This is a genomic window from Phenylobacterium sp., from assembly GCF_041916435.1.
In the GTDB taxonomy this organism is placed as follows: domain Bacteria; phylum Pseudomonadota; class Alphaproteobacteria; order Caulobacterales; family Caulobacteraceae; genus Phenylobacterium.
Window position 1 is genome coordinate 724,030 of record NZ_JAYRZM010000001.1, and the last position, 25,213, is coordinate 749,242.

25 protein-coding genes are annotated in these 25,213 nt (G+C 70.9%); 12 read left to right on the plus strand and 13 right to left on the minus strand.

Annotated features, from left to right (window positions below):
* Positions 1 to 2: 2 nt before the first annotated feature.
* Both ACE3TA_RS03590 and lpxB read left to right on the plus strand, forming a co-directional pair.
* Positions 3 to 842, plus strand: a complete 840-nt coding sequence (locus tag ACE3TA_RS03590) for an LpxI family protein (RefSeq protein WP_374570505.1) — start codon at positions 3 to 5, stop codon at positions 840 to 842.
* Positions 839 to 2,014, plus strand: a complete 1,176-nt coding sequence (gene lpxB / locus ACE3TA_RS03595) for a lipid-A-disaccharide synthase (protein ID WP_374570507.1) — start codon at positions 839 to 841, stop codon at positions 2,012 to 2,014. Before ACE3TA_RS03590 ends, lpxB begins: the two co-directional genes overlap by 4 nt.
* Here lpxB and ACE3TA_RS03600 read toward each other — a convergent pair.
* The 3 genes from ACE3TA_RS03600 to gltX form a co-directional block, all read right to left on the minus strand.
* Positions 2,011 to 2,400, minus strand: coding sequence for a hypothetical protein (locus ACE3TA_RS03600; protein WP_374570509.1), 390 nt, complete (start codon positions 2,398 to 2,400; stop codon positions 2,011 to 2,013). The genes lpxB and ACE3TA_RS03600 overlap by 4 nt on opposite strands.
* Positions 2,401 to 2,548: 148 nt before the next feature.
* On the minus strand, positions 2,549 to 3,829 hold the full coding sequence (gene gltA / locus ACE3TA_RS03605; protein ID WP_374570511.1) for a citrate synthase: 1,281 nt from the start codon (positions 3,827 to 3,829) through the stop codon (positions 2,549 to 2,551).
* A gap of 59 nt (positions 3,830 to 3,888) precedes the next feature.
* On the minus strand, positions 3,889 to 5,298 hold the full coding sequence (gene gltX / locus ACE3TA_RS03610; RefSeq protein ID WP_374570513.1) for a glutamate--tRNA ligase: 1,410 nt from the start codon (positions 5,296 to 5,298) through the stop codon (positions 3,889 to 3,891).
* A gap of 61 nt (positions 5,299 to 5,359) precedes the next feature.
* On the opposite strand from gltX, the gene ACE3TA_RS03615 reads away from it, so the two are divergent.
* Positions 5,360 to 7,492 carry a ComEC/Rec2 family competence protein gene (locus ACE3TA_RS03615; protein WP_374570515.1) on the plus strand — a complete coding sequence of 711 codons (2,133 nt, stop codon included), beginning with the start codon at positions 5,360 to 5,362 and terminating at the stop codon, positions 7,490 to 7,492.
* On the opposite strand, the gene lexA is transcribed toward ACE3TA_RS03615, so the two are convergent.
* From lexA to ACE3TA_RS03635, 4 genes are all read right to left on the minus strand, one after another.
* Complete coding sequence (gene lexA, locus ACE3TA_RS03620) at positions 7,473 to 8,168, minus strand: transcriptional repressor LexA (RefSeq protein ID WP_374570517.1); 696 nt, start codon at positions 8,166 to 8,168, stop codon at positions 7,473 to 7,475. The genes ACE3TA_RS03615 and lexA overlap by 20 nt on opposite strands.
* 155 nt (positions 8,169 to 8,323) lie before the next feature.
* Positions 8,324 to 9,115, minus strand: coding sequence for an indole-3-glycerol phosphate synthase TrpC (gene trpC / locus ACE3TA_RS03625; protein WP_374570519.1), 792 nt, complete (start codon positions 9,113 to 9,115; stop codon positions 8,324 to 8,326).
* A complete protein-coding gene (trpD, locus tag ACE3TA_RS03630; protein ID WP_374570521.1) occupies positions 9,112 to 10,125 on the minus strand; it encodes an anthranilate phosphoribosyltransferase in 1,014 nt (337 codons plus the stop codon). The genes trpC and trpD overlap by 4 nt, the downstream gene beginning before the upstream one ends.
* A gap of 4 nt (positions 10,126 to 10,129) precedes the next feature.
* A complete protein-coding gene (locus ACE3TA_RS03635) occupies positions 10,130 to 10,720 on the minus strand; it encodes an aminodeoxychorismate/anthranilate synthase component II (protein ID WP_374570523.1) in 591 nt (196 codons plus the stop codon).
* An 85-nt stretch (positions 10,721 to 10,805) separates the two neighbouring features.
* Here ACE3TA_RS03635 and ACE3TA_RS03640 point away from each other — a divergent pair, with 85 nt between their 5' ends.
* Entirely contained in the window at positions 10,806 to 11,009 is a 204-nt protein-coding gene (locus ACE3TA_RS03640) for a hypothetical protein (protein ID WP_374570525.1), read from the plus strand.
* A 26-nt stretch (positions 11,010 to 11,035) separates the two neighbouring features.
* Complete coding sequence (locus tag ACE3TA_RS03645) at positions 11,036 to 12,247, plus strand: hypothetical protein (protein ID WP_374570527.1); 1,212 nt, start codon at positions 11,036 to 11,038, stop codon at positions 12,245 to 12,247.
* Between the two features lie 18 nt (positions 12,248 to 12,265).
* On the opposite strand, the gene trpE is transcribed toward ACE3TA_RS03645, so the two are convergent.
* Together trpE and ACE3TA_RS03655 are read right to left on the minus strand one after the other, a co-directional pair.
* Complete coding sequence (gene trpE, locus ACE3TA_RS03650; protein ID WP_374570529.1) at positions 12,266 to 13,798, minus strand: anthranilate synthase component I; 1,533 nt, start codon at positions 13,796 to 13,798, stop codon at positions 12,266 to 12,268.
* A complete protein-coding gene (locus tag ACE3TA_RS03655) occupies positions 13,795 to 15,756 on the minus strand; it encodes a SurA N-terminal domain-containing protein (protein WP_374570531.1) in 1,962 nt (653 codons plus the stop codon). The genes trpE and ACE3TA_RS03655 overlap by 4 nt, the downstream gene beginning before the upstream one ends.
* Positions 15,757 to 15,880: 124 nt before the next feature.
* On the opposite strand from ACE3TA_RS03655, the gene tpiA reads away from it, so the two are divergent.
* Positions 15,881 to 16,624, plus strand: coding sequence for a triose-phosphate isomerase (gene tpiA, locus ACE3TA_RS03660; RefSeq protein ID WP_374570533.1), 744 nt, complete (start codon positions 15,881 to 15,883; stop codon positions 16,622 to 16,624).
* Here the strand turns inward: tpiA and ACE3TA_RS03665 are convergent.
* Positions 16,621 to 18,330, minus strand: coding sequence for a methyl-accepting chemotaxis protein (locus ACE3TA_RS03665; RefSeq protein WP_374570535.1), 1,710 nt, complete (start codon positions 18,328 to 18,330; stop codon positions 16,621 to 16,623). The two genes, tpiA and ACE3TA_RS03665, sit on opposite strands and share 4 nt — an antisense overlap.
* A gap of 88 nt (positions 18,331 to 18,418) precedes the next feature.
* Entirely contained in the window at positions 18,419 to 18,958 is a 540-nt protein-coding gene (locus ACE3TA_RS03670) for a GNAT family N-acetyltransferase (RefSeq protein ID WP_374570537.1), read from the minus strand.
* Positions 18,959 to 19,069: 111 nt separating this feature from the next.
* On the opposite strand from ACE3TA_RS03670, the gene secG reads away from it, so the two are divergent.
* Positions 19,070 to 19,492, plus strand: a complete 423-nt coding sequence (secG, locus tag ACE3TA_RS03675; RefSeq protein WP_374570539.1) for a preprotein translocase subunit SecG — start codon at positions 19,070 to 19,072, stop codon at positions 19,490 to 19,492.
* A gap of 152 nt (positions 19,493 to 19,644) precedes the next feature.
* Entirely contained in the window at positions 19,645 to 21,282 is a 1,638-nt protein-coding gene (locus tag ACE3TA_RS03680; RefSeq protein WP_374570541.1) for a CTP synthase, read from the plus strand.
* A 7-nt stretch (positions 21,283 to 21,289) separates the two neighbouring features.
* Here the strand turns inward: ACE3TA_RS03680 and ACE3TA_RS03685 are convergent, their stop codons facing one another.
* Positions 21,290 to 21,931 carry an NrsF family protein gene (locus tag ACE3TA_RS03685; RefSeq protein WP_374570542.1) on the minus strand — a complete coding sequence of 214 codons (642 nt, stop codon included), beginning with the start codon at positions 21,929 to 21,931 and terminating at the stop codon, positions 21,290 to 21,292.
* Positions 21,928 to 22,470, minus strand: coding sequence for a sigma-70 family RNA polymerase sigma factor (locus tag ACE3TA_RS03690; protein WP_374570544.1), 543 nt, complete (start codon positions 22,468 to 22,470; stop codon positions 21,928 to 21,930). Before ACE3TA_RS03690 ends, ACE3TA_RS03685 begins: the two co-directional genes overlap by 4 nt.
* 218 nt (positions 22,471 to 22,688) lie before the next feature.
* On the opposite strand from ACE3TA_RS03690, the gene ACE3TA_RS03695 reads away from it, so the two are divergent.
* The 4 genes from ACE3TA_RS03695 to ACE3TA_RS03710 are packed head-to-tail and all read left to right on the plus strand — an operon-like array spanning position 22,689 to position 25,073.
* Positions 22,689 to 22,982: a DUF2282 domain-containing protein gene (locus ACE3TA_RS03695; RefSeq protein ID WP_374570546.1), complete on the plus strand. Its 294-nt coding sequence runs from the start codon at positions 22,689 to 22,691 to the stop codon at positions 22,980 to 22,982.
* A 5-nt stretch (positions 22,983 to 22,987) separates the two neighbouring features.
* Positions 22,988 to 23,836, plus strand: coding sequence for a DUF692 domain-containing protein (locus tag ACE3TA_RS03700; RefSeq protein ID WP_374570549.1), 849 nt, complete (start codon positions 22,988 to 22,990; stop codon positions 23,834 to 23,836).
* Entirely contained in the window at positions 23,829 to 24,596 is a 768-nt protein-coding gene (locus ACE3TA_RS03705) for a putative DNA-binding domain-containing protein (protein ID WP_374570551.1), read from the plus strand. The genes ACE3TA_RS03700 and ACE3TA_RS03705 overlap by 8 nt, the downstream gene beginning before the upstream one ends.
* 18 nt (positions 24,597 to 24,614) lie before the next feature.
* The gene (locus ACE3TA_RS03710) at positions 24,615 to 25,073 is read left to right on the plus strand and encodes a DoxX family protein (protein ID WP_374570553.1); all 459 of its coding nucleotides are present in this window, start codon (positions 24,615 to 24,617) and stop codon (positions 25,071 to 25,073) included.
* Positions 25,074 to 25,213 lie beyond the last annotated feature (140 nt).

The window sequence follows — 25,213 nt, forward strand, 5'->3', positions numbered from 1 at the left end:
CCATGCGAAAGCTCGGCCTGATCGCCGGCGGCGGTTCGCTTCCCGTCGAGATCGCTGAAGCCTGCGAGCAATCGGGGCGCCCGTTCTTCGTCGTGCGCCTGAAAGGCATCGCCGGGACCGAGCTCGACGCCTTTCCGGGCGCGGAGGTGGGCCTCGCCGAACTCGGCAAGTGCTTCAAGACCTTGAGGCGCGCCGGCTGCCAGGCGGTCTGCCTGGCCGGCAATGTGGCGCGGCCGGACTTCGGCGCGCTTAAGCCCGACCTGCGGGGCTTGGCGCTGCTGCCCCAGGTGATCGCCGCGGCGCGCAAGGGCGACGACGCGCTCTTGCGCATGCTGATCGGCGAATTCGAGAAGGAGGGCTTCTCGGTCGAGGGGGCGCACCAGGCCATGGGCGAGCTGGCCCTGCCGGCCGGGCCGCTCGGCCGCCATGCGCCGAGGTCCGACCAGATGGCCGACATCGACCGGGCCCTGACGGTGGCGCGCGAAATCGGGCGGCTGGACGTGGGGCAGGGCGCCGTGGTCTGCGACGGCCTCGTCCTGGCCGTGGAGGCCCAGGAGGGCACCGACGCCATGCTGCGCCGCGTGGGCGAGCTGCCGAGCCAGCTCCGCGGCACGGCGGAGCATCCGCGCGGCGTCCTGGCCAAGACGCCCAAGCCGATCCAGGAAAAGCGGGTGGACATGCCCACCATCGGGCTCAGCACCGTCCAGCGCGCCGCCAAGGCCGGCCTGGCGGGCATTGTCGGCGAGGCCGGCCACATGCTGGTGCTCGACCGCGAGGCCGTCGTCGAGCTGGCCGACGACCTGGGCCTTTTCATCTACGGCGTGGAGCCGCAGGTCCCGTGACCCGGCCCCTGTGCGTCATGCTGGTGGCGGCCGAGGCGTCGGGCGACGACCGCGGCGCGGGCCTGGCGCGGGCGCTGAAAGCCCGGCTCGGCGCCGACGCCGTGCGCTTCGTCGGCGTCGGCGGCGCGCGCATGGCCGAGGAGGGGGTGCAAAGCCCGTTCGACATCTCCGAGCTGTCGATCCTGGGGCTGCTGGAGGGCCTCCTGGCCTATCGCAAGGTGGTGCGCCGGGTGGCCGACACCGTGGCCCTCGCGGCCCGTGAAAAGCCCGACGTGGCGGTGCTGATCGATTCCTGGGGCTTCACCCTGCGCGTCGCCCAGGAGCTGCGCCGGCTCGATCCGGCCCTGCCGCTGATCAAATACGTCGGCCCCCAGGTCTGGGCCTCGCGCGCGGGGCGCGCCAAGACCCTGGCCAAGACGGTGGATCATCTGCTCTCGATCCACGTCTTCGACGCCCCCTATTTCGAGAAGGAGGGCCTGCCGGTCACCTTCGTGGGCAACGCGGCCCTGGCGGTGGACTTTTCCCGCGCCGATCCGCAGCGGCTGCGCGACGGCCTGGGGATCGCCGCCGGCGAGCCGATCCTGCTGGTGCTGCCGGGCAGCAGGCCCAGCGAAATCAAGAACGTGCTCCCGGCTTTTGAAGCGGCGCTGAGCATCCTCAAGGAGCGCCGGCCGGACCTGCAGATCGTCATCCCTGCCGCGCCGACGGTCGCCGAGACGGTCAAGGCCCGCGTCGCCGGCTGGCCCCATCGCGTCTTCGTCGTCGAGGGCGAGACGGCCAAGCGCGACGCCATGCGCGCGGCGACGGTCGCGCTGGCGTGCTCGGGCACCGTGACCACGGAGCTGGCGATCGCCGGCTGCCCGATGGTGATCGGCTACCGGCTGGGCCGGATGACCCATGCGATCATGCAGCTCCTGATCCGCACGCCCTACATCACGCTTTTCAACATCGCCGCCCAGGACTTCGTCGCGCCCGAATTCGTCCAGAACCACTGCAACGGCCCCGAACTGGCTGCGGCGCTGGCCGCGCGGCTGGACGATCCGGCGCTGCGCGCGCGCCAGGTCGCCGCCCAGAACGCGGCGCTGGACAAGATGGGGCGCGGCGGGCCCGATCCCTCGGACGCGGCGGCCGAGGCCGTGCTGAAGGTCCTGGAGGCCCGCGCCGGCGGCTAGATCGGGCGTTCCGGCGTCGAGGTCTGGAAGGCGGCGAGGTCGATCGCGTGATGCGGCGCCGAAACGCGCGGCGGCGTGAACACCGGCAGGATGAAGGTGTCGATGTCGGGTGAAGCCGCCGCCACGGCGATCTCATAGATCTCGGGCGCCGGCGAGACGACGCCGAGCTTACGCACGGTCGGCTCGAACCGGTCGTGCAGGTACGCCTCCAGCCGCTCGCGCGAGTCCCACAGGTCGACCGACTGCAGGCCGCCCGCCTCGTCGAAGGCGGCGAGGTGAAGCAACGCGCCCGCGGGCGGATCGGCGTCCCAGTTGATGGCTTTACGGACCGACGCATAGACGTCGCGCGTGACGTTGGGCGCGGCGTACTTGACCATGATCGTCATGGCCGCCTCCTGTCAGCTTGGCCGGGCTGCACGCCCGACAAGGCGAGCCTACGCCCGTTTCGCCCGGTCGTAACGCCGCGGCGCGCATGAAAAACCCCGCCTGGCGGAACCAGGCGGGGCTTGTTCGAGGCGAAGGCGCCGGAGCGGCTTAGCGCTTGTCGACCGCCACGTAGTCGCGATGCGTCGCGCCCGTGTAGATCTGGCGCGGACGGCCGATCTTCTGGTTCGGGTCCTCGATCATCTCCTTCCACTGGGAGATCCAGCCCACGGTGCGGGCCAGGGCGAACAGCACCGTGAACATCTCCGGCGGGAAGCCGAGGGCGCGCAGGGTGATGCCCGAGTAGAAGTCGACGTTCGGATAGAGCTTGCGTTCGATGAAGTAGGGATCGTTGAGCGCGATCTTCTCCAGCTCCATCGCCACCTTCAGCAGCGGGTCGTCCGAATGGCCGACCTCGGCCAGCACCTCGTGGCAGGTCTGCTGCATGACCTTCGCGCGCGGGTCGTAGTTCTTGTAGACCCGGTGGCCGAAGCCCATCAGGCGATAGCGGCGGTCCTTCACGCCCTGCACGTACTCGGGGATGCGGTCCACCGAGCCGATCTCGGCCAGCATGTTCAGCGCCTCTTCGTTGGCGCCGCCATGGCTGGGGCCCCACAGGCAGGCGATGCCGGCCGCGATGCAGGCGAACGGATTGGCGCCCGACGAGCCGGCCAGACGCACCGTCGAGGTCGAGGCGTTCTGCTCGTGGTCGGCGTGCAGGATGAAGATCCGGTCCATCGCCCGGGTCAGCACCGGGTTCGGCTTCCAGTCCTCGGCCGGCACCGAGAAGCACATGCGCAGGAAGTTCTCCGAGTAGGAGAGGTCGTTGCGCGGATGCACGAACGGCTGGCCGCGGAAGTACTTGAAGGCCCGCGCGGCGATCGTCGGCATCTTGGCGATCAGGCGGTGCGAGGAGATCATCCGCTGCTGCGGATCATCGATGTTGGTGCTGTCGTGGTAGAAGGCGCTCAGCGCGCCGACCGCGCCCACCATGATCGCCATCGGGTGGGCGTCGCGCCGGAAGCCCATGAAGAAGCGATCGAACTGCTCGTGCAGCATCGTGTGGTAGGTGATCGTGTGCTCGAACTCGGCGAGTTCGGCCGCGTTGGGCAGCTCGCCGTGCAGCAGCAGGTAGCAGACTTCCAGGAAGCTGGACTGCTCGGCCAGTTGGTCGATCGGATAGCCGCGGTGCAGCAAAACGCCCGCATCGCCGTCGATGAAGGTGATCTTGCTCTCGCAGCTCGCAGTCGAGGTGAAGCCCGGGTCGTAGGTGAAGACATCAGCTTCGGCGTAGAGCTTTCGCACGTCGACGACCTCAGGGCCGGCCGAACCCTTCAAGACCGGGAGTTCAACGGTCTTCGAGCCGATGCTCACTTTCGCCGTATCGCCCATGCCATCCCCTTTCAGATCTGCGGAAAATCAAACACGAGTTTGGGTCGCCTTATAGCGCTTTACGCCGCGTGGGAAAGGGCGTCGTCGATCCGGCCCAGGCTTTCGTCCCGCCCGGTCGCCACCAGGGCGCTGGCCAGGTCCGGCGCCGGCGAGCCGCCCGACAGGCAAGCGCGCAAAGCCGGGCCGAACTTGCCGATCCCGACGCCTTCGGCCTCCGCGAAGCCCCGGATCAGGGCCTCCAGCGACGTTACGTCCCAGTTCGCACTCGCGGTAAGTTGATCTCGCAGGCGCGAGAGCCGCGCCCGGGTTTCGTCGGTCAGCAGGCCCTTGGCCTTGTCCGGCAGCGCCAGCGGCCGGCGCTTCAGGACGAAGACCGTCATGTCGGCCAGCTCCAGGGTGGTCTTGGCGCCGTCGCGCACCAGCGGGATCGTGCGGGCCAGGCGCGCGCGGTCGCCGTCGTGCAGCGGCCAGTCGCGGCTGGCGTGCACCTTCATCACCAGGTCGGTCAGCCGCTCGGGGTCGGCCTGGCGGATGTAGTGGTTGTTCAGGTGGTTGAGCTTGTCCCAGTCCAGGCGGGAGGGGGCGGCCACCACGTCGCGGATGTCGAACCAGTCGATCGCCTGGGCGTCGCCGAAGATCTCGTCGTCGCCGTGGCCCCAGCCCAGCTTGGCCAGGTAGTTGCGCATGGCCTCGGGCAGATAGCCCATGTCGTCGAATTCGCTGACCGCCTGGGCGCCGTGGCGCTTCGACAGCTTGGTCCCGTCCGGGCCGTAGATCAGCGGCAGGTGCGCCCACACCGGAACGTCCCACCCCAGCGCCTGATAGATCAGCGTCTGGCGCGCGGCGTTGGCCAGGTGGTCGTCGCCGCGGATCACGTGGGTGACGCCCATCTCGTGGTCGTCCACCACCACGGCGAGGTTGTAGGTGGGCGTGCCGTCCGAGCGCAGCAGGATCAGGTCGTCCAGGTCCTTGTTGTGGAAGGTGACTTCGCCCTTCACCTGGTCGTCGATCACCGTCACGCCCTCCAGCGGGCTCTTCAGGCGCACGACGTAGGGCTGGGTCTCGTCGTAGTTGCCCGGCCCGCGGTCGCGCCACGGCGAGCGGATCACCCGGCCCTCGGCGCGGGCGAGCTCGCGTTCGTGCGCCAGTTCGTCGGGGGTCATGTAGTCGCGGTAGGCCGCGCCGCGCTCCAGCATGGCCTGCGCGGCCGCCACGTGCCGGTCGGCGCGCTGCGCCTGGAACACCGGCTCGGCGTCGGCGTCGAGCCCCAGCCAGGCCATCCCGTCGAAGATCACCTGCACGGCCTCGGCCGTGGACCGCTCTCTGTCGGTGTCCTCGATGCGAAGAAGGAACTTCCCACCCGTATGGCGGGCATATAGCCAGTTGAACAACGCCGTGCGGGCCGTGCCGATGTGCATCATGCCGGTGGGCGAGGGGGCGATACGGGTGACGACGGGGCGGTCGGACATCGAACTCGAGATTGCAGAGGGTGGCGAGGGCCATGGGCCCGAAGCGGCGGCTCTTAGCACGTTGCGCCGCGGCCCTCCTAGCCTGGGGGCTGTTACGGCATGGCTGCGGGCGCAGACCCGGCTGCAGGCCGACCGCTGGACCTTGTGGACGCCGGTGGCGCTCGGCGGCGGCGCGGCGGTCTATTTCGCCCTGCCGAGGGAGCCCGTCGCCGCCGTCGCCTGGGGCCTGCTCGCCCTGGCCGCGGCGGGCCTGCTGGCCGCGCGCAGGCTCGCGCCCAATCGCGCGGTCCTGGCGCTCGGCGTGCTCTGCGCCCTGTTCGCGGCGGGCTTCGGCGCGGCGAAGCTGCGCACCGAGCGGGTTCGCGCGCCGGTCGCGCCGGCGGACCTGCGCGTGACGAGCCTGGAAGGCTGGGTGGTCGATGTGGCGAGCCCTGGCCGCGGGGGACAGCGGCTGCTGATCGCGCCCGTGCGGATCGCCGGTCTCGCGCCGGAGGCCACCCCCATCCGCGTGCGCGTCACCTTGCGCGGCGACGTCCCGGTTCCGACGCCGGGGTCGGCGGTGCGGATGCGCGCGCTGATCAACCCGCCGCCGCCGCCGGCCTCGCCCGGCTCCTACGACTTCGCCCGCGACGCCTTCTTCGAGGGCGTGGGCGGGGTCGGCCTTGCGCTGACGCCGCCGGCGCCGGCGACGCTGGATGCGCCGCCCTGGCGTCTTCGCGTGCAGATGGCGGTCAACCGGGCGCGCTGGAATCTGGCCCGGCGGATCGTCGAGGAGATGGGCCCGCAGACCGGCGGCCTCGCCGCCGCGATGGTCACCGGGCACAAGGCGTTCATCCCCCAGGCCCAGGTCGACGACATGCGCGCGGCGGGGCTGGCGCACATCATCGCCATCTCCGGCCTGCACATGGCGATCGTCGGCGGCTTCGCCTTCGCCGCGGTGCGCCTGCTGGTCGCCGCCTGGCCCTGGGCCGCCCTCAGGGTGTCCGGCAAGAAGGTCGCGGCCCTGGCGGGGCTCGCGGCCGTCTGCGGCTATCTGGTGATCTCCGGGGCGCCGCCGCCGGCCGAACGGGCGGCGATCACCGCCGCCGTGGCGTTCGGCGCGATCCTGGCGGACCGGCGGGCGATCAGCCTGCACGCCCTGGCCCTGGCGGCCATGGCGATCCTGATCCTGCAGCCCGAGGCGGTGACCGAACCGGGCTTCCAGATGTCGTTCTCGGCGACGGCGGCCCTGGTGGCGCTGGCCGAGGCCTGGCGCGCGCCGGCGCGGGAGATCAACACGCCCTGGCCGATCCGCGCCGTGCAGGCCGTCGGCGTCTGGATCGCCGCGAGCCTGGCGGCGAGCTTCGTGGCGGGCCTGGCCACCGGGCCCTTCGCCATCCAGCACTTCAACCGCGTCGCCACCCTGGGCCTCCTGGCCAACCTGGCGGTCGCGCCGATCGTCTCGTTTCTGATGATGCCCGCCCTGGCCCTGGGCGCGGCGCTGGCGCCCCTCGGGCTCGGCGCCTGGCCCCTGGCGGCGGCGAGGTTCGCCATCGGCCTGATGACGAAGGTGGCCGCCACGGCCGCCGGCGCGCCGCATTCGGTGCTGCTGGTCCCCAGCGCGCCGAACTGGGCGCTGGCGGCGGCGTTCCTCGGCATCCTCTGGCTATGCCTGTGGCGCGGCCCGCTCAGGCTGGCGGGCCTTCCCCTGGCGCTGGCGGTCAGCCTGGCGCCGCGCGGGCCGCCGCCGGACGCCTGGGTGGCCGCCGACGGCGCGGCCATGGCGGTGCGCGTCGGCGGCGAGGCGGTGCTGTTGAGGCCGGACGTGAAGCGCTTCTCCGCCGAGGCCTGGGCGCAGCGGCGCGGCCTGCAGGTGCGGGAGACCGACGCGCGGGAAGGGCGTTTCGCCTGTACGCGCTGGAGCTGTTCGCCGCTGGCCGGGGTCTCTCCCGTCGCCGCCAGTTGGTCGGTGCGCCCGCCGGGCCTGCGCGGCCAGGAATCCCTGTGCGCCGGCGCCGAGGTGCTGGTCATGCGGGCGAAGGCCAATCCGCGCGGCTGCGTCGGCGTGGCGGTGCTCGCCGCCGACGACTTCCGCCGCGGCGGCGCGGTGGAGCTCTATCGCACGGCGGGCGGCTGGCGCGCGCTCTGGGCCCAGGACCTGCGCGGGGACCGGCCCTGGACCGCCCGAGGCGGGCTTAGTGATAGCGGCGGATGAGGCCCACCAGCTTGCCCTGCACCGAGACCTGGTCGGGCCCGAAGATGCGGGTTTCGTAGGCCGGGTTGGCGGCTTCCAGCGCGATCGAGGCGCCCTTGCGCCGCAGGCGCTTCAGGGTGGCTTCCTCGCCCATCACAAGGGCCACGACGATGTCGCCGGAATTGGCGGTGTCCGTGCGCCGGATCACCACGTAGTCGCCGTCGAGGATGCCGGCGTTGATCATGGAATCGCCCTGGATCTCCAGGACAAAGTGCTCGCCGGCGCCCAGGATGGCCTCGGGCACAGGCAGGCGGTCGCGCTCCTGCTGGATCGCCTCGATCGGCGTGCCGGCGGCGATGCGGCCCAGCACCGGAAGTTCGCGGGTGTCGTTGGCGGCCGGCGGCAGCGCCGGCGCCTCGCCCGGCTCGACGAGTTGCGGCTTGAAGGGCGCGCGGCCCTTGGGCGGCGCGGCGGTCGTGGCCTGCTGCGGCAGCTTCACCACCTCCAGCGCGCGGGCCCGGTGGGGCAGGCGGCGCAGGAAGCCCCGTTCCTCCAGCGCGGTGATCAGCCGGTGGATGCCCGACTTGGAGGCCAGGTCGAGCGCCTCCTTCATCTCGTCGAACGACGGCGAGACGCCGGTTTCCTTGATCCGCTCATGGATGAACATAAGCAGTTCATGTTGCTTGCGGGTGAGCATGGCTGTCGAGCCCTCGAAGAACAAAGCGCAAACGCTGACGATGTTCTCTAGGTGTTCTTGTTTAATGTCAAGTTACCGCCGACCGCATTGTTTTTATGAGGGATTTTTGACGGCTTGCGCGTCGCTTCGCGGTCGCGCGCGGCCCAGGGGCCGACTCAGGCGCCGGTGAGGATTCGCGCGGCGGCGGCGACGTCGGGCTGGCGCATCAGGCTTTCGCCCACCAGCATGGCCTTGGCGCCGCTCCTTTCCAGGCGAACCACGTCGTCGCGGGTGAAGATCCCGCTCTCGGTCACCAGCAGGGCGCCGCTTGGCGCGGCGGCCGCCAGGCGCTCGGTGATCGACAGGTCCACCTCGAAGCTGCGCAGGTCGCGGTTGTTCACGCCCACCAGGTCGGCGCCGAGCCGGCCGGCCCGTTCCATCTCGGCGGCGTCGTGCACTTCCACCAGGGCGTCCATGCCCAGCCGGCGCGCCTCGCTCATCAGCGCCGCGGCCAGGGCGTCGTCCACCATGGCCAGGATCACCAGGATCGCGTCGGCGCCGAGCGCGCGCGACTCGGCCACCTGCCAGGGATCGACCAGGAACTCCTTGCGGATGGCCGGCAGGGCGCAGGCCTCGCGCGCGGCCACGAGATAGGCGTCCGCGCCCTGGAAGCTTGGCGCGTCGGTGAGCACCGAAAGGCAGCTCGCGCCGCCCTCGGCGTAGGCGCGCGCCAAGGCCGGCGGATCGAAGTCCGCGCGGATCAGGCCCTTCGACGGCGAGGCCTTCTTGATCTCGGCGATCAGCGCCAGCCGGCCCGGGCCGTGGCCCCGCTCCAACGCCGCGCGAAAGCCGCGGGGCGGGGAGGCGGCGGCCGCGACGGCCTCCACCTCGGCGCTGGTGCGTGCGGCCTTGCGCTCGGCGACTTCGTCGCGCTTGTAGGCGGCGATGCGCTGCAGGATGTCGCTCATGCCGACGTCGCCGCGGCGAGGCGCTCCAGCGCTTTGAGCGCGCGTCCGTCGTCGATCACCTGGCCGGCCAGTTCGACGCCCTCGCGCAGGGTCTCCACCTTGTCGCCGATCAGCAGCGCGGCGGCGGCGTTGAGCAGCACGATGTCGCGGTACGCCCCCTTGCGGCCCTCCAGCAGCTCGCGCAGCGCCTTGGCGTTGACGCTCGCGTCGCCGCCCTTCAGCTCGGAGATGTCGGCGCGCGGCAGGCCCACGGCCTCGGGGGTGATGCGGAACAGGCGCACCTGGCCGTCGCGCCATTCAGCCACCTGGGTCTCGCCCGTGGTGGTCATCTCGTCCATGCCCGCGCCGTTGACCACCCAGGCGCGCTCGGAGCCCAGCGCCCCCAGCACGTGGGCCAGCGGCTCCACCCAGCGCTCGGCGTAGACGCCCAGGAGCTGGCGCTTGGCCCGCGCGGGGTTGGAGATCGGTCCCAGCAGGTTGAAGACCGTGCGGAAACCGAGCTCGGCGCGGATCGGCGAGACGTGCCGCATGGCGCCGTGGTGCGCCTGGGCGAACAGGAAGCAGATGCCGGCCTCGTCAAGGGCGCGCAGTTGCCGCTCCGGCCCGGCGTTGATGTCCACGCCCAGCGCCGTGAGCACGTCTGCGGTGCCGGTCTTGGATGACAGCGCCCGGTTGCCGTGCTTGGCCACCTTCAGCCCGCCGCCGGCGACCACGAAGCCCACGGCGGTGGAGATGTTGTAGGTGTGCAGCCCGTCCCCGCCGGTGCCGCACACGTCGATCACGTCGAACGGATGCTCCAGGATGACCGCCGCGCCCAGCATCGCCTTGGCGCAGGCGGTGATCTCGCCCACGGTCTCGCCGCGCATGCGCATGGCCGTGATCGCCGCGGCCACCTGGGCCGGCGTCGGCTCGCCGCGCAGGCAGGCGCCGAAGAAGGCCTCGGCGTCCTCGCTGGACAGCGTGGCGCCGTCGGCGAGGCGGCCGAGGAGCGGCTTGAAGGCGTCGGACATGCCGCTAAGCGTCGGCCAGGCGCTTGGCGCCCGCAAGCTCGAGGAAGTTGGCGAGAAGCTGGTGGCCGCCCTCGGTGGCGATGGATTCGGGGTGGAACTGCACCCCGAAGATCGGCCGGGTCTTGTGCTGGAAGCCCATGATCTCGCCGTCGTCGGTCCAGGCGGTCACCTTCAGCACGTCGGGCAGGGTGTCCTTGGCCACCGACAGGCTGTGATAGCGCGTGGCCGTGAACGGGTTGGGCAGGCCCTTGAAGACGCCTTCGCCGGTGTGGTGGATCGGGCTGGTCTTGCCGTGCATCAGGTGCTGGGCGCGCACGACCTGGCCGCCGAAGGCCTGGCCGATCGCCTGGTGGCCCAGGCACACGCCCAGGATCGGCAGCTCCTGCGGCGCGCCGGCGATCAGGTCCAGGCAGACGCCCGCCTCGTTGGGCGTGCACGGGCCCGGCGACAGGAGCACGCCTTCGGGCTTCAGGCCCAGCGCCTCCTGAACGCTGATCGCGTCGTTGCGATAGACGTCCGTCTCCGCCCCAAGCTCATTCAGATAGTGGACGAGGTTGTAGGTGAAGCTGTCGTAGTTATCGATCACCAGGATCATGCCGGTTCTCTAGAACGCCTATGCCCAAAGGGGAAGCCGCTTTGGCCGCATTGCGCGGGGCCGACGATGAGGCGATCCTGAAGCCATGCCTCCCGCCGACTCGACGCTCGACCGCCAGGAACTGAACCGCGCCCGCGCCCTGCTGCGCCAGCCTCAGGAAAAGGCTTCGGCGCTGCCCGCGCTCGGGGCGGCGGCCTTCATGGCGCTTTGCGCCCTAATGCTCGCCACGGCGATGGTCATGGCGCCGCCGACCACGCTTTCGCACACGGTCAAGGACGCGGCGCCCTAGGGCGCCGTGCGGGCGGGGCTCCAATCATGACGGCGACGAACGTCACCCTGATCGTCGCCTCGCTGATCCTGGCGGGCGCGCTCTTCCAGCCTCGGCTGCTGAAGGCCGAGCTGTGGCAGGCCACGGTCACGCCGCTGGCCTCGATCATCGGCTCCGGCTTCCTGGTGGCCGGGCCGATCCTGGCCCACGCCTCGGGCAACGCGGCCTGGGCGGCGATGCTCGGCCTGTGCGCCGTCGGCTACCTGTTCGGGGCGGCGATCCGGCACAACATCCGCTACGTCGAGCCGCATCTGGCCCACGACGCCACCAAGCTGGAGGCCGGCCTGGAGCGGGCCTCGGAGCTGACGCTGTCGCTCGCCTACTTCGTGTCGGTCGCCTACTACCTCAACCTGTTCGCCGCCTTCGGCCTGCGCGTCGGCGACATCGTCAACCCCGTCTGGATCAAGATCGCCGCCTCGGTCGTGATCGCCGTGGTCGGGACGGTGGGCCTGCGCGGCGGGCTGGACGCGCTGGAGCGGCTGGAGGTGGGCGCGGTGGCGCTGAAGCTGTCGCTGATCGGCGGCCTCTTCGTGGCCCTGGGCTTCGCCGCGTTCATGGCCGTGCGGGGCGGAACCTACGGCTGGGCGCACGAGCCCCATCCGCACGGCTTCGACGAGGCGCGCATCCTGTTGGGCCTGGTGATCCTGGTGCAGGGCTTCGAGACCTCCCGCTACCTGGGCGCGGCCTACGACGCCGACACGCGCATCAAGACCATGAAGTGGGCCCAGTGGATCGCCACCGGCGTCTATCTGACCTTCATGCTGCTGATCACGCCCTATTTCCGCGACGGCCTGCCGGCGGAGGGCGGCGAAACGGCGATCATCGACATGCTCAAGCCGATCGGGACGGCGGTCGGCCCGCTGATCATCCTGACGGCGCTGGCCTCCCAGCTCTCGGCGGCTGTCGCCGACATGAACGGCGCCGGCGGGCTCCTGGCCGAGGCGTCCGGCCGGCGGCTGAAGGTGCGGCTCGGCAACCTGATCACCGCCGTCGCCGCCATCGGCGTGACCTGGTCGGGCGACATCTACGAGATCATTACCTACGCCTCGAAGGCGTTCGTCGCCTACTACGCCCTGCAATGCCTGCAGGCGACGGTGTCGGCCGTAAAGCTGCGCCGCCCCTGGACCGCGGGGCTCAGCGCCTTCGGCCTGGTCCTGGCCGTGATCGTGATCGTCTTCGCCGTGCCGGCCGAGGCCTAGGGCCGGACCGGGCGCCGTTCAGATGAAGCGCCAGGACTCTTCGACCGCTTGGCGGATCGAGCGGGCCTTGTGCAGGGTCTCGTCGTACTCGGCGTCGGGATCGGAATCGGCCACCACCCCGCCGCCGGCCTGGACGTAGATCTGCCCGTCCTTGAAGGCGGCCGTGCGCAGCACGATGCAGGTGTCCACCGAGCCGTCGGCGCCGAAGTAGCCCACCGCGCCGGCGTAGGTGATGCCGCGCTTTTCGATCTCCAGCTCGTCGATGATCTGCATGGCCCGCACCTTGGGCGCGCCGGAGAGCGTGCCGGCGGGCAGGGCGGCCATCAGCACGTCCACCGGGTCCAGCCCCTCGGGGGCGTCGCCCTCGACGTTGGAGACCAGGTGCATCACGGTGCTGTAGCGCTCGACGAAGAAGCTGTCGGTGACGCGCACGCGCGGGCCGGTCTGCTTCTCGCGCGGCGCGTTGGCGCCGGGGTGCTTGAGCATGGCCACGCGGCCCACGTCGTTGCGCCCCAGGTCCAGCAGCATCAGGTGCTCGGCGCGCTCCTTCGGATCGGCGATGAGCTCCTGCTCCAGCGCCAGGTCTTCCTCGGGCGTGGCGCCGCGCCGCCGGGTGCCGGCGATCGGGCGGATCGTGATCTTGCCGTCGCGCAGCCTCACCAGGATCTCCGGGCTGGAGCCGGCGAGCTGGAAGTCGCCGAAGTTCAGGTAGAACAGGAACGGCGAGGGGTTCATCCGCCGCAGCGAGCGGTAGAGCGCGAAGGGATCGTGCGCGAAGGGCGCGCGGAACCGATGGCTGGGCACCACCTGGAAGATGTCGCCCGCGCGGATGTAGGCCTTGGCCTTCTCCACGATCTCCCTGTAGGCCTCGCGGCTCACCGGCGTGGTGAAGCGGTCCGGCTCGGGGCTGCCGGCGTGCGACAGCGGCGGCGCCGGCTTGCGCAGATCCATCATCACCGCGTCGAGCCGCGCCTGGGCCGCCTCGTAGGCTTCGCGGGCGGTGATCGCCGTCGGGCGCACCGTGGTGGCCAGCAGGATCTCCTGGGCGATGGCGTCGAACACCGCCACGATCGAGGGGCGCGTCATGAGGCCGTCCGGCAGGCCCAGCGGGTCCGGATTGATGTGGGGCAGGCGCTCCACCAAGCGGATCATGTCGTAGCCGATGGCGCCGAACACGCCGGCCACCATCGGCGGCAGGCCCTTGGGCAGGTCGATGCGCGAGGCGGAGACGAGGTCGCGCAGGGATTCCAGCGCCCCGCCGGCCTGCTCGGTGAAGCGGCCCGCGGCGATGTCGTCGCCCTCGGCGATCTCGGCCTTGTCGCCCCAGCAGCGCCACACCAGGTCCGGCTTCAGCGTGACCACCGAGTAGCGGCCGCGCCAGGCGCCGCCTTCCACTGACTCGAAGAGGAAGGCGTAGGGCCGCCCGTGGCCGATCTTCAGATAGGCCGAGACGGGCGTCTCCAGGTCGTCGATCAGGCGCGTCCAGACGACCTGGGGCGCGCCGCTGCGATATCGAGCCTCGAAGTCGTCGAAAGCGGGCTCCAGGGTCACTTGCTCTTCTCCGGCGCCGCCTTCTTCGCGGGCTCGGCCGTGGAGGCGGCGGGCGCCGCCTTGGCCGGCTCGATCGGATCCAGGCCCAGCGCCTGGCGGGCGCGGTTCTGGTTGGTCTGCACCTTGGTCAGCGTGCGCGCGCCGCGCTCGGCGGCCAGGCCGAACTCGCGGAACAGCGCCATGGTCACCTGCGGACGGCTCTGCTCGGTGAGCCTGGCCACGTCCTCGCCGGTGGGTTCGCGGATCGCCTCGAGCTTGGCGACGATGATCTCGAACTGCTGGCCGCGGGCGGTGAACACGTCGCCGGCCTTGACGCTGAAGGTCTCGTTGATCGCCTCGGGCGCCAGCGACTTGTTGTTCTCGGCCGTGGCGCGGTCCAGGCCCACCGTGCGCGTCACGTGCGAGCCGACGGACGCGGCGACCTTCTCCAGGCTCTCGCCCTTGCGCACGCGCTCGGCCAGCTCGTCGGCCTTGGCCTGCATGCGCTCGACCATCTGGCGCACCATCCAGGCGCGAGTCAGGTCCGGCTTGACCTCCTCGAGCGGTGGCAGGGCGGAGGGCGTGATCCGGTCGACCTTGAGGGCGTAGTAGGCGCCGTCGCCGTCCTCCTCGATGTCGCTTTCCTCGCCCTGGCTGAGCTCGAAGGCCTTCTTGACGATCTTCGCCGAGAGCCCGGTCACCGGCGCGCCGTCGGGACCGCGGCCCTGTTCGGAGAACGGACCGATGGTGAGCGCCGCCACGCCGGCCTTCTGCGCCGCCTCGGTCAGGCTGGCGCCGCCGGTCTGGGCGTCCTCGAACTTTTGGCTTTCGGCGTAGACCTTCTCGGTGGCCGCGTCCTTGCGCAGTTCCGCCTCGATCTGCGGGCGCACTTCCTCGAGCGTGACCTGATGGCCGGGATTGACCTTGGTCACCTTGATGACGGCGTAGCCCAGGTCGCCCTGCACCGGCCCGCTGACCTCGCCGTCCTTCAGGGCGAAGGCGGCGGCGGCCGCCTTGTGGTCGACGATGGCGCTCTGCGGCTTGTCCTCATAGGTCACGGCGTCGACGCCCAGCGACTTGGCGACGGCGGCCGGATCCTCGCCCTTCTTCAGGCGATCGGAGATGGTCTGCGCCGTGGCGGCGTCCTTGGCGGGGATCTGGACCAGCGAGCGCGTCTCCGGCTTGGACAGCGTGTCCTTGCGGAAGTCGAAGCGCTTCTTCACGTCCTCTTCGTTCACCTTCATCGACGAGGCGAACTGCGCCGGATCGAAGCGCACCAGGGTGACGATCCGCGTCTCCGGCCGCATCAGCCGCGCGGCGTTGTCCTGCATGAACTTCTTCAGCTGCTCGTCGGTGGGCAGGTCGGGCTGCTTCACCATCGCCGCCGTCACCGGGAAGCTGCCCACGTCGCGGGCCTCCAGGCCGTAGAGCGCCCCGAGGGCGGTGTAGGCGCGCGGAACCTTCAGGCCGTTCACGACGGCGGTGGCGAACTGATTCTGCGCCAGCTCGTCGCGCAGCGTCCGCTCGAAGGACGCCTCGGTCATGCCGTTTTCGGCCAGGCGCTGCTGGTACTGGGCCTTGTCGAACTGGCCGCTCACCGGATTGAAGAAGCCCGGGATCTGCTTGAGCTGCTCGGCGACGAGCTTGTCGGACGGGCGCACGCCGGCCTTGTCCAGCGCCCCGGCGAAGGCCGCCTGGGTGGCCAGCTCGTCCAGCAGGCGGATGTCGAGCCCGGCGTCGGCGGCCTGTTGGGCGCTGATCTGCTGGCCGTACTGCTGCTCGGCCTGCTTGCGGAAGTTGTCGAACGCCTGGCGGAACTCGGTCGGGCTTACCGTGCGCGATCCGGCCTGGATCACCCAGGTGCTGAGCTTGGCCCGAAAGACGTCGCGAACGCCGAAGACGGCGAAGCTGATGATCAGAAGGCCGATGAGGAGCCCTGCGACCCAGGTCTTGGCGAGAGCGCGGATGGTGGAGAGCATGTGACCCTTTCCGGGGCGAGCGAGCGTCTGGCGGGTATAGTGGAGGCCCCTTCGCCACTGCAAGCACGTGACAGACGCCGCCCGGCGCCTTAACCGGCCCGAGAACACGACGAAGGTGAAGCTGATGACCGCTCCAATCCCCCTCATCGCCGGCAATTGGAAGATGAACGGCCTGGCTGCGGCCCTGGGCGAGGCGCGCGCGGTGGCCGCCGGCCTGGGCTCCGCCGCCGCGCGGGTGGCGCTGTGCCCGCCGGCGACGCTCCTGGAACGGATGAGTTCGGCGCTCTCCGGAACGGCCGTGCTGACGGGCGGGCAGGACTGCCACGCCGAGGCGTCCGGCGCCTTCACCGGCGACGTCTCGGCCGAGATGCTGGCCGACGCCGGCGCTGCGCTGGTGATCCTCGGCCACTCCGAGCGCCGCGCCGGCCACGGCGAGACCGACGCGATCGTCGCGGCCAAGGTGCGCGCGGCCCTGCGTGGCGGCCTGGAGCCGATCATCTGCGTCGGCGAGACCCTGGAGGAGCGCAAGGCCGGCTGGGCGCTGGCGGTCGTCACCGGGCAGGTGAGGGGCTCGCTGCCCGCCGAACTGGCCGGGAAGGACTTCGCCGTGGCCTATGAGCCGGTGTGGGCGATCGGCTCGGGCCTGACGCCGAGCCTGGCCGAGATCGAGGAGATGCACACGGCGATCCGCGCGGCCCTCCTGGAGCTGTTCGGCGACGAAGGCGCGGCGCGGCCGATCCTCTACGGCGGCTCGGTGAAGCCGGCCAACGCCGCCGAGATCCTGAAGGTCAAGGACGTGGGCGGGGCCCTGGTGGGCGGCGCCTCGCTGAAGGCCGCCGACTTCCTGGGGATCGTCGGCGCGCTCTAGGCGCGGCCGCCCGCGGCGAAGCGCTCGATTCGCGACCGGGCCGCGTGCACCTGGTTGCCCGAGGGCTGGACGACCTCGACCTTGAAGCGGCGCACCAGGCTGGTCAGCTCCTCGGCCTCGGTGTTCAGCGCATGGGTGGCGGCCGTGGACTGCTGCACGACCGCGGCGTTCTGCTGCACCACATGGTCCATCTCGGTCACCGCCGAACTCACCTGATTGACGCCGACCGCCTGCTCCTGGGCCGAGCGGCTGATCTCGGTGACGAGTTCGTGGATCTCGGCGACCTGGCCGACGATACGCTGCAGGGCCTCGCCCGTGCGGCCCACCAGCTCTACGCCGGCCTCGACCTGGGCGGTGGACGCGCTGATCAGGTCCTTGATCTCCTTGGCCGCTTCGGCCGAGCGCTGGGCCAGCGCGCGAACTTCCGAGGCGACCACGGCGAAGCCGCGCCCGGTCTCGCCGGCGCGGGCCGCCTCGACCCCGGCGTTCAGGGCCAAAAGGTTGGTCTGGAAGGCGATCTCGTCGATCACCCCGATGATCTGGTTGATCTGGTGCGAGGACTGCTCGATCTGGCCCATGGCCGCCACGGCCTGGGCGACCACCTGGCCGGACTCCTCGGCGTCGCGGCGGGCGGCCTGCACCACGCCGGCGGCCTGCTGGGCGCCTGAGGCGGTGCGCTTGACCGTGGTGGCGATCTCCTCGAGCGCCGAGGCGGTCTCCTCCAGGCTGGCGGCCTGGCGCTCGCTGCGGCGGGAGATCTCGTCGGACGCCTGGGCGATCTCGCCGGCGCCGGAGCGGATGCCGCCGGTGGCCGAGACGACCGCGCCGATCGCCGCCTCCAATTGCGCGATGGCGCTGTTGAAGTCGCGCTTCAGCTCGTCGTACTCGGCGGCCACGTTCTCGTTCAGCCGGGCGGAGAGGTCGCCGTCGGCGAGGCGCAGGAACTTGTGGGCCAGGGCGTCGACCACCCGCTTCTGTTCGCGCCCGGCCACCTCGAAGGCGGCCTCGGTCTCCTTCAGCTTGCGGTCCAGGTCGTCCTGGAAGCGGGCGGCTTCGGCCTCCAGCTTGGCGCGGGCCTGGCCGTTCTCCTTGAACACCAGCACGCTCCTGGCCATGTCGCCGACCTCGTCGCGGCGATCGGCGCCTTCCACGGCCACGCTGTAGTCCGCGCCGGCCAGCTTGCGCATCGTCGCCGCCAGCCGCACCAGCGGGGCGACCACCAGCCGTTCGAAGAAGGCCGCGCCGACGACGACGCCGATCGCCATCAGCACCCCCGCGGCGATCGCCAGGCTGAAGACGCGCTTGTAGAGCGTGTCGCCCGCCGAGGCCGCGGCGGCGGCCCTGGTCTCGGCCTTGCCGGACAGGTCGGACAGGGCTGCGCGCACCGGGGCCAGCGCGGCCGGATTCTTCGCCTCGACGAAGCCGTCCCAGGCCGTCTGGAAGCTGGCTGCGTCGTCGTGCAGCGCATCGCCGCGGAGGGTCTCCTCCAGGCGTGCGACGTGAGGCCGCACGGTCTCGTCGAGCTTGGCGATGTCGCTGGTCTGACCGGCGTCCAGGGCGATGGAGATCGAATCGAGGTCGCGCAGGGCCGGCAGCCACCGCGCATTGACCTCCTGGCCGCGTCCGTGGACGCCGCTCAAGGCCATCAGACTTGCGACAAGGACGGCGATGATCGCGAGAAAGCCGCCCGTCCACGACGCGCGCATACGCGTCTTGATCGTCGAAAGCATAAGCATCCCCAGGAACCTGATCGGAAGGTGCCCCGGTAGGCTTAAGCAGGCGTGAACACCGGGGCTAAAGCAGCAGGCCGAACAGGCGGCAGTCGCGCCGCTCGCCGTCGCGCAGGACATGGCCGCGCAGAAGGCCCTCGCCCCTGAATCCGAGCCGCTCCAGCAGGGCCTCGGAGCGGCGGTTGCCCAGGTGCGTGCGCGCCGCCAGCCGGCGCAGCCCGGACACCGCCGCATAGGCCACGACCGACTGCATGGCCTCCAGCGCGTAGCCGTAGCCCCAGGAGCCGCGCTCCAGCATGAAGCCGACTTCGGCCCGGCGGTGCCAGCGGTCGATCTCGCTGAGGTCGCAGCAGCCCTTGAAGGCGTCGTCATCCAGGGTGCGGATCGCCCAGTAGATGGCGCGGCCCTCGCGCATGGCGGCCACCTGGCTTTCCACGATGGCCGCCACCAGGGCCGGATCCTCGATCTCGGGCACGTCCCAATGGGCCATGACCTCCGGATCGCTCATGATCGGAAACAGCAGTTCGGCGTCTTCCTGCGCCAGGGGCTGCAGGCGCAGACGCTGGGTCTCCAGGATGGGCGGGTTGTCGAAGCCGAGAATCATGGCTTGCCTGCGGGCTTGAACGTCCTAGCTATGGCCTTTGCGCCCTCGCAGTGGTAGAGCGCCCGCTTCTTTTCGGCGGGCTGTGTCCGCCCGAACGCACCGGAACTGTTCATGCTCCTCGGCATCCTGCTTACGATCCACATCCTGGTCGCCATTCTCCTGATCGGCGTGGTGCTGCTTCAGCGCTCCGAAGGCGGCGCCCTGGGCATGGGCGGCGGCCCGTCGGGTTTCATGACGGCGCGGGGCGCGGGCGACCTTCTGACGCGGACCACCTGGGTGCTGGCGGCGATCTTCTTCGGGCTGAGCCTGCTGCTGACCATGCTGGCGGGCCGCGAACACGGCGCGACCTCCGTGGTGGACCGGGTGAAGATCGACGCGATCGACCCGAGCAAGCTCAATCAGCCGGCCTCTCCGGCCGCCGCCGCGCCCGCTCAGAATGGCGGCGAGGCGCCGATCGAGGCGCCGACCCCGCAGGTGCGCAACCCGCTGCTGGGTGAAGGCGGCGGCTCCGACTCCGCGCCCGCCAAGCCCTGATCCCTTTGACACGACGCCCCCGTTCCGGACCGCGCCAGCGGCCCGAGGAGACCCTGCTGTTGCCTGACCGTCCCGACGCCGCCCGCCCATCCACAGACACTGGCGAATCGACGCAGGGCGCCCGGCCCGAATCACGGCTAATCTGAACGCCCATGGCCCGGTACATCTTCATCACCGGAGGCGTGGTCTCCTCCCTTGGAAAAGGTCTAGCGTCCGCCGCTCTCGGCGCGCTGCTGCAGGCTCGCGGCTACAAGGTCCGCCTGCGCAAGCTGGACCCCTATCTGAACGTCGATCCGGGGACGATGAGCCCCTATCAGCACGGCGAGGTCTTCGTCACCGACGACGGCGCCGAGACCGACCTGGACCTGGGCCACTACGAGCGCTTCACCGGGGTGAACGCCACCAAGGCCGACAACATCACCACGGGCCAGATCTACAAGACCATCATCGAGAAGGAGCGCCGGGGCGACTACCTGGGCGCGACCGTGCAGGTGATCCCGCACGTCACCGATGAGATCAAACGCTTCGTCCTGTCCGATCCGGGGGAGGGGGTGGACTTCGTCCTCGTCGAGATCGGCGGCACGGTCGGCGACATCGAGGGCCTGCCGTTCTTCGAGGCGATCCGCCAGCTCGGCCAGGAGCTGCCCCGCGGCCACGCCTGCTACATCCACCTCACCTTGCTGCCGTTCATCAAGACCGCCGGCGAGATGAAGACCAAGCCGACGCAGCACTCGGTGAAGGAGCTGCGCTCGATCGGCATCCAGCCGGACGTGCTGCTGTGCCGCTGCGAGCAGCCGATCCCGCCCGGCGAGCGGCGCAAGATCGCGCTCTTCTGCAATGTGCGCGAAACGGCCGTCATCCAGGCGATGGATTCGGCCAACATCTACGCCGTGCCGCTGGACTACCACGCCCAGGGTCTGGACGCCGAGGTGCTGGACGTCTTCGGCCTGACCGACGCGCCGGCGCCCGACCTGTCGCGCTGGGAGAGCATCTCCAACACCCTGTCCAACCCGGACGGCGAGGTGAACATCGCCATCGTCGGCAAGTACACGGGCCTGACCGACGCCTACAAATCGCTGGTCGAGGCGCTGGTGCACGGCGGCGTGGCCAACACCGTGCGGGTGAAGTTCGACTGGATCGAGGGCGAGGCCTTCGAGCGGGACGTCGAGATGATCAGCGAGCGGCTGACCGGCGTGCATGGCGTCCTGGTGCCCGGCGCCTTCGGAGAGCGGGGATCGGAGGGGATGATCCGCGCCGTCCAGTTCGCCCGCGAACACGCCATCCCGTACTTCGGCGTGTGCTTCGGCATGCAGATGGCCATGATCGAGGCCGCGCGGAACCTGGCGGGGATCAAGGACGCCTCGTCCACCGAGTTCGGCCCCACCTCCGAGCCCATCGTCGGGCTGATGACCGAGTGGACCCGCGGCAACAACCGCGAGTTCCGCCGCGCCGGCGACGACCTGGGCGGCACCATGCGGCTGGGCGCCTACGAGGCCGTGCTGAAGCCGGGCTCCAAGGTGGCCGCGATCTACGGGACGACCACCATCAGCGAGCGCCACCGCCACCGCTACGAGGTGAACATCACCTACCGCGAGGCGATCGAGGCCACGGGCCTGGTGTTCTCCGGCCTGTCGCCCGACGGGGTGCTGCCGGAGATCTGCGAGCGCGAGGACCATCCCTGGTTCGTCGGCGTGCAGTACCATCCGGAGCTGAAGAGCCGCCCGTTCGCGCCCCATCCGCTGTTCGCCAGCTTCATCGGCGCGGCCAAGGAACGCAGCCGGCTGGTCTAGCCGGCGCCTACCAGCGCAGCAGCCTGGGGCCGGTCAGCGCGCCGAGCAGGCCGGCCGCCGCCATGCCCAGGGTGTACCAGATGGCCAGGAACGCGGCGGCGTATTCGGTGCAGGCCAGGCCGTAGACCGTCGCGCCGACCGCCCCGGCCGTCAGCCCCGCGGCCAGGCCGGCCAGCCGCAGCCGCGTCGGCGCCAGCCGGCGAAACGCCCAGATGAGCCCGACGAACACCGGCGCGGCGAATCCCAGGATGCGCCAGGGGCAGAGCATCCAGCTATGGCCCATCATCAGCCCGTGGCGCGCCGCCGGCGCGGCGGACGCCAGCTCCAGCGCGGCCAGGGCGAACACCAGCACCGGCAGCGCCGCCACGGCGATCCAGGCGGCCCCGCCGCTTCCGCCCGGCCGGGCCACGCGCATCAGGGTCAGCAGGGCGGCGAGCGACAGCGCGCCGGTATAGCCGGCCTTCATCCAGAACGAGCCTTCGCCCATCGCCTGGGCCAGGTCCGGCCTTGGACCAAGCACGACGAGCAGGGCGACGAGCGCCGCCGCCGCGCCCAGGCAGATGGCCATGAGCAGCCGTCCCAGCGCCGCGTTGGGCGGCGTGCGCGCCGTATCGGCGCTCAGGCGCGAGATCAGGTCGTCGGTGTTCACGAGCCGTCTCCGCGCAGGCGCGCCATCAGGGTCTTCAGTCCCCGGTGCACGCCCACCTTGACCGAGGATTCCGACTGGCCGCTGCGCTCGGCCGCCTCGGCGACCGACAGGCCCTCCAGGCGCGTCAGCCGGATCGCCTCCTGCTGCTTGGGCGGCAGCTCGCCCAGCAGCCGGTCCACGTCGGCGCCGGCGGTGGCGGCCTCCGTGTCTTCCGGCGCGAACAGCGCGCCGGCGTCCTCCAGCGGCACGGCCCTGCGGGTGCGGCGGCGGCGGTAGTGGTCGATCAGCTTGTAGCGCGCCATCGCATAGGCCCAGGCCGTGAACGGCTGGGCGCGGTCGTAGCTCGCGCGGCGCACATGGACGGCGATCAGCGTCTCCTGCACAAGATCCTCCAGGTCCGCCGTCTCGTCGCCGAGCCGACGGGCGTAGTAACGGCGCAGCAGACGCGCCAGCTCGCTGAGCAGCTCACGCTGAGCGGCCGCGTCGCCGTCCAGGCCGCGGAGCATCAGGGACTTCAGTCGGTCCTCGACAGCCGTCACTCGAGCTCCTCGCCCCCCAATTCGCGCGTGCGCGGCCTTTGGTTACACCGCGCGCAGCCTGCGGCCAGTGTTTCCCGCTGGCCGAAGATTCTTCCAGGGCCAATGTAACCGATCCGGACGGGGCGCCGAATTGGCGAAGGTGACCGCCGTGGCCCGCTGGGCCGGGCGGCGCCGCGGCGGCGAACAGTCGGCGCGCCAACCTCACGGAGACAGACCCCATGAAGACCGCCCAGACCGCGCTCGCCGCCGCCGCCTTCGCCGCCCTGGCCTTCGGCGCCGCCCACGCCGCCGAGAAGGACAAGATGGCGTCCGACAGCATGGCTCCGGCCATGGAGAAGTGCTACGGCGTGGCCAAGGCCGGCCACAACGACTGCAAGGCCGGAGCCGGCACCACCTGCGCCGGCACCTCCAAGGCCGACTACCAGGGCAACGCCTGGAAGAACGTGCCGGCCGGCACCTGCACCTCGATCAAGACGCCGAAGGGCATGGGCTCGCTGACGCCCAAGGCCTGACGACGATGACCCCGACCGCCGGACTGGGCTTCAAGCCCGAACATTTCAAGACGGCGCTGGCTTCGCCGGCGGTCGGCCTCTGGTTCGAGGTTCATCCCGAGAACTACATGGCCGCCGGCGGTCCGCGCCCGGCCATGCTGGAGGCGCTGCGCCGGGAGCGGCCCCTGTCGCTCCACGGCGTGGGCCTGTCCCTCGCCGCCGACGCCGATCCCGACGCCGACCACCTGGCCAGGCTGAAGGCCATGGTCGACCGCTACCAGCCCCAGCTCGTGTCCGAGCACCTGGCCTGGAGCGCCTGGCGCGGCGCCTACCACCCGGACCTGTTGCCATTCCCGCGGACCCGCGCGGCGCTGGAGCGGATCGTGCGTAACGTCGACATCGTCCAGACGGCCTTGCGCCGCCCGATCCTGGTGGAGAATCCCTCGCTCTATATCCCGCTGGAGGGCCACGAGCTCTCCGAGACCGAGTTCCTGGCCGAGCTCGCCCGCCGCACCGGCTGCGGCCTCCTCATGGACGTGAACAACGTCCACGTCAGCGCGAACAACCTCGGCTTCGACCCGCGAGCCTATCTGGACGCCATCCCCGCCGCGGCGGTGGGCGAGATCCATCTCGCCGGCCACAGTGCCGATCCCAACCTCGGCGAGGCGCTGCTGATCGACACCCACGGCGCGCCGATCGCCGAAGCGGTCTGGGCGCTCTACGAGCGCCTGATCGGCCGCATCGGGCCCAGGCCGACGCTGATCGAGCGCGACGACGACATTCCCGCCTTCGAGGTGCTGCTGGCCGAGCGCGACCGCGCCCAGGCTGTGCTGCACGCCTGCGAGGCCCTCTCCCGCGAGCCAGCCCATGTCTGAACTGGCGAAGTTCCAGGACGCCTTCGCCAAGGCCCTGCGCGGCGACGACGCCTTGCCCGGCCAGCGCGACGTGGCCGCCGTCGCCGCGGGCCTGCGCGTCTACCGCAACACCACCTTCAAGGGCATGGTTGACGCGCTCGCCGCCAACTTTCCGACGGTCCGCCGGCTCGTCGGGGAAGACTGGTTCGCCGACTGCGCCAGGCTCTACGCCGCTTCCAGCCCGCCGGCCATTCCGCCGCTCCTGGCCTATGGCGAGGACTTTCCGAGTTTCCTGGCGCGGTTTCCATCGGCCGCCGAACTCGCCTACCTGCCGGACGTGGCCTTGCTCGACCGGCTCTGGAGCGAGACCCACGCCGCCGCCGACGGCGTCGCCCTGGACGGGGAGGCCGCATCCACGCTCGGACCGGAGCGCCTCTTCGGCCTGCGCCTTGGCCTGCACCCGGCCGCGCGCTTCGCCTGGTCGCAGACCCCGGCGGCGACCATCTGGCGGCTGAACCGTCCGCCGGCCGAGCCGACCGGCGAGGAACTGCAGATCGAGTGGCGCGGGGAGGGGATGCTGCTCACCCGGCCGCACGGCGAGGTGTTGAGCATGGTGCTCGACCGGCCGGCCTTCGAGTTCCTCGACGCCGTCGACCAGGGCGCGCCCTTGGGCGAGGCGGCGCAGATCGCGCTTTCCGTCGATCCGGCCTTCGACCTCGGCGCGCGCTTCGCCGAGTTCATCTCACACGGGGCTTTCGCCAGGCCCCACGATTTGCTTTAGGAACAAGGACATAGCCCCATGACTTCCGTCGTCGCGGGCGCCGCCTGGCGCGCGCCGTTCTCCGGTCTTGGCCGCATCGCCTCGAAGGTGCTGCCGGATTCGCTGCTGCTGCTCGCCGCGCGCCTGGGCGCGGCGGCCGTGTTCTTCCAGTCGGGACGCACCAAGGTGGAGGGGATCCTGACGATCACGCCCTCGACCTACGAGCTCTTCCGCACCGAATACGCCTTGCCGCTGATTCCGCCTCAGATCGCCGCCCACCTGGCGGCCTATTCGGAGCACCTGTTCCCGATTCTGCTGGTCCTGGGCCTCTTCACCCGCGTCGCGGCTGCCGCGCTCCTGGGCATGACCCTGGTCATCGAGATCTTCGTTTATCCGGACGCCTGGCCGACGCACCTGAGCTGGGCGGCGCTGTTCCTGCCGCTGATCGCCAAGGGCGGCGGGGCCTGGACGCTGGACCGTCTGCTGCGGATTCCGTAGGGGCGGGGCCGCGCCGCCCGGCCGCCTTGTCAAAGCGCAAGGCGATGCTTGATCCGGCGCGGCGTTTGCGGCATACACCCGCGCTCACGTCGGCGGCCCGCACGGCCGCCGTCTCCATTTTTCACGCCTGAGAGATTCTC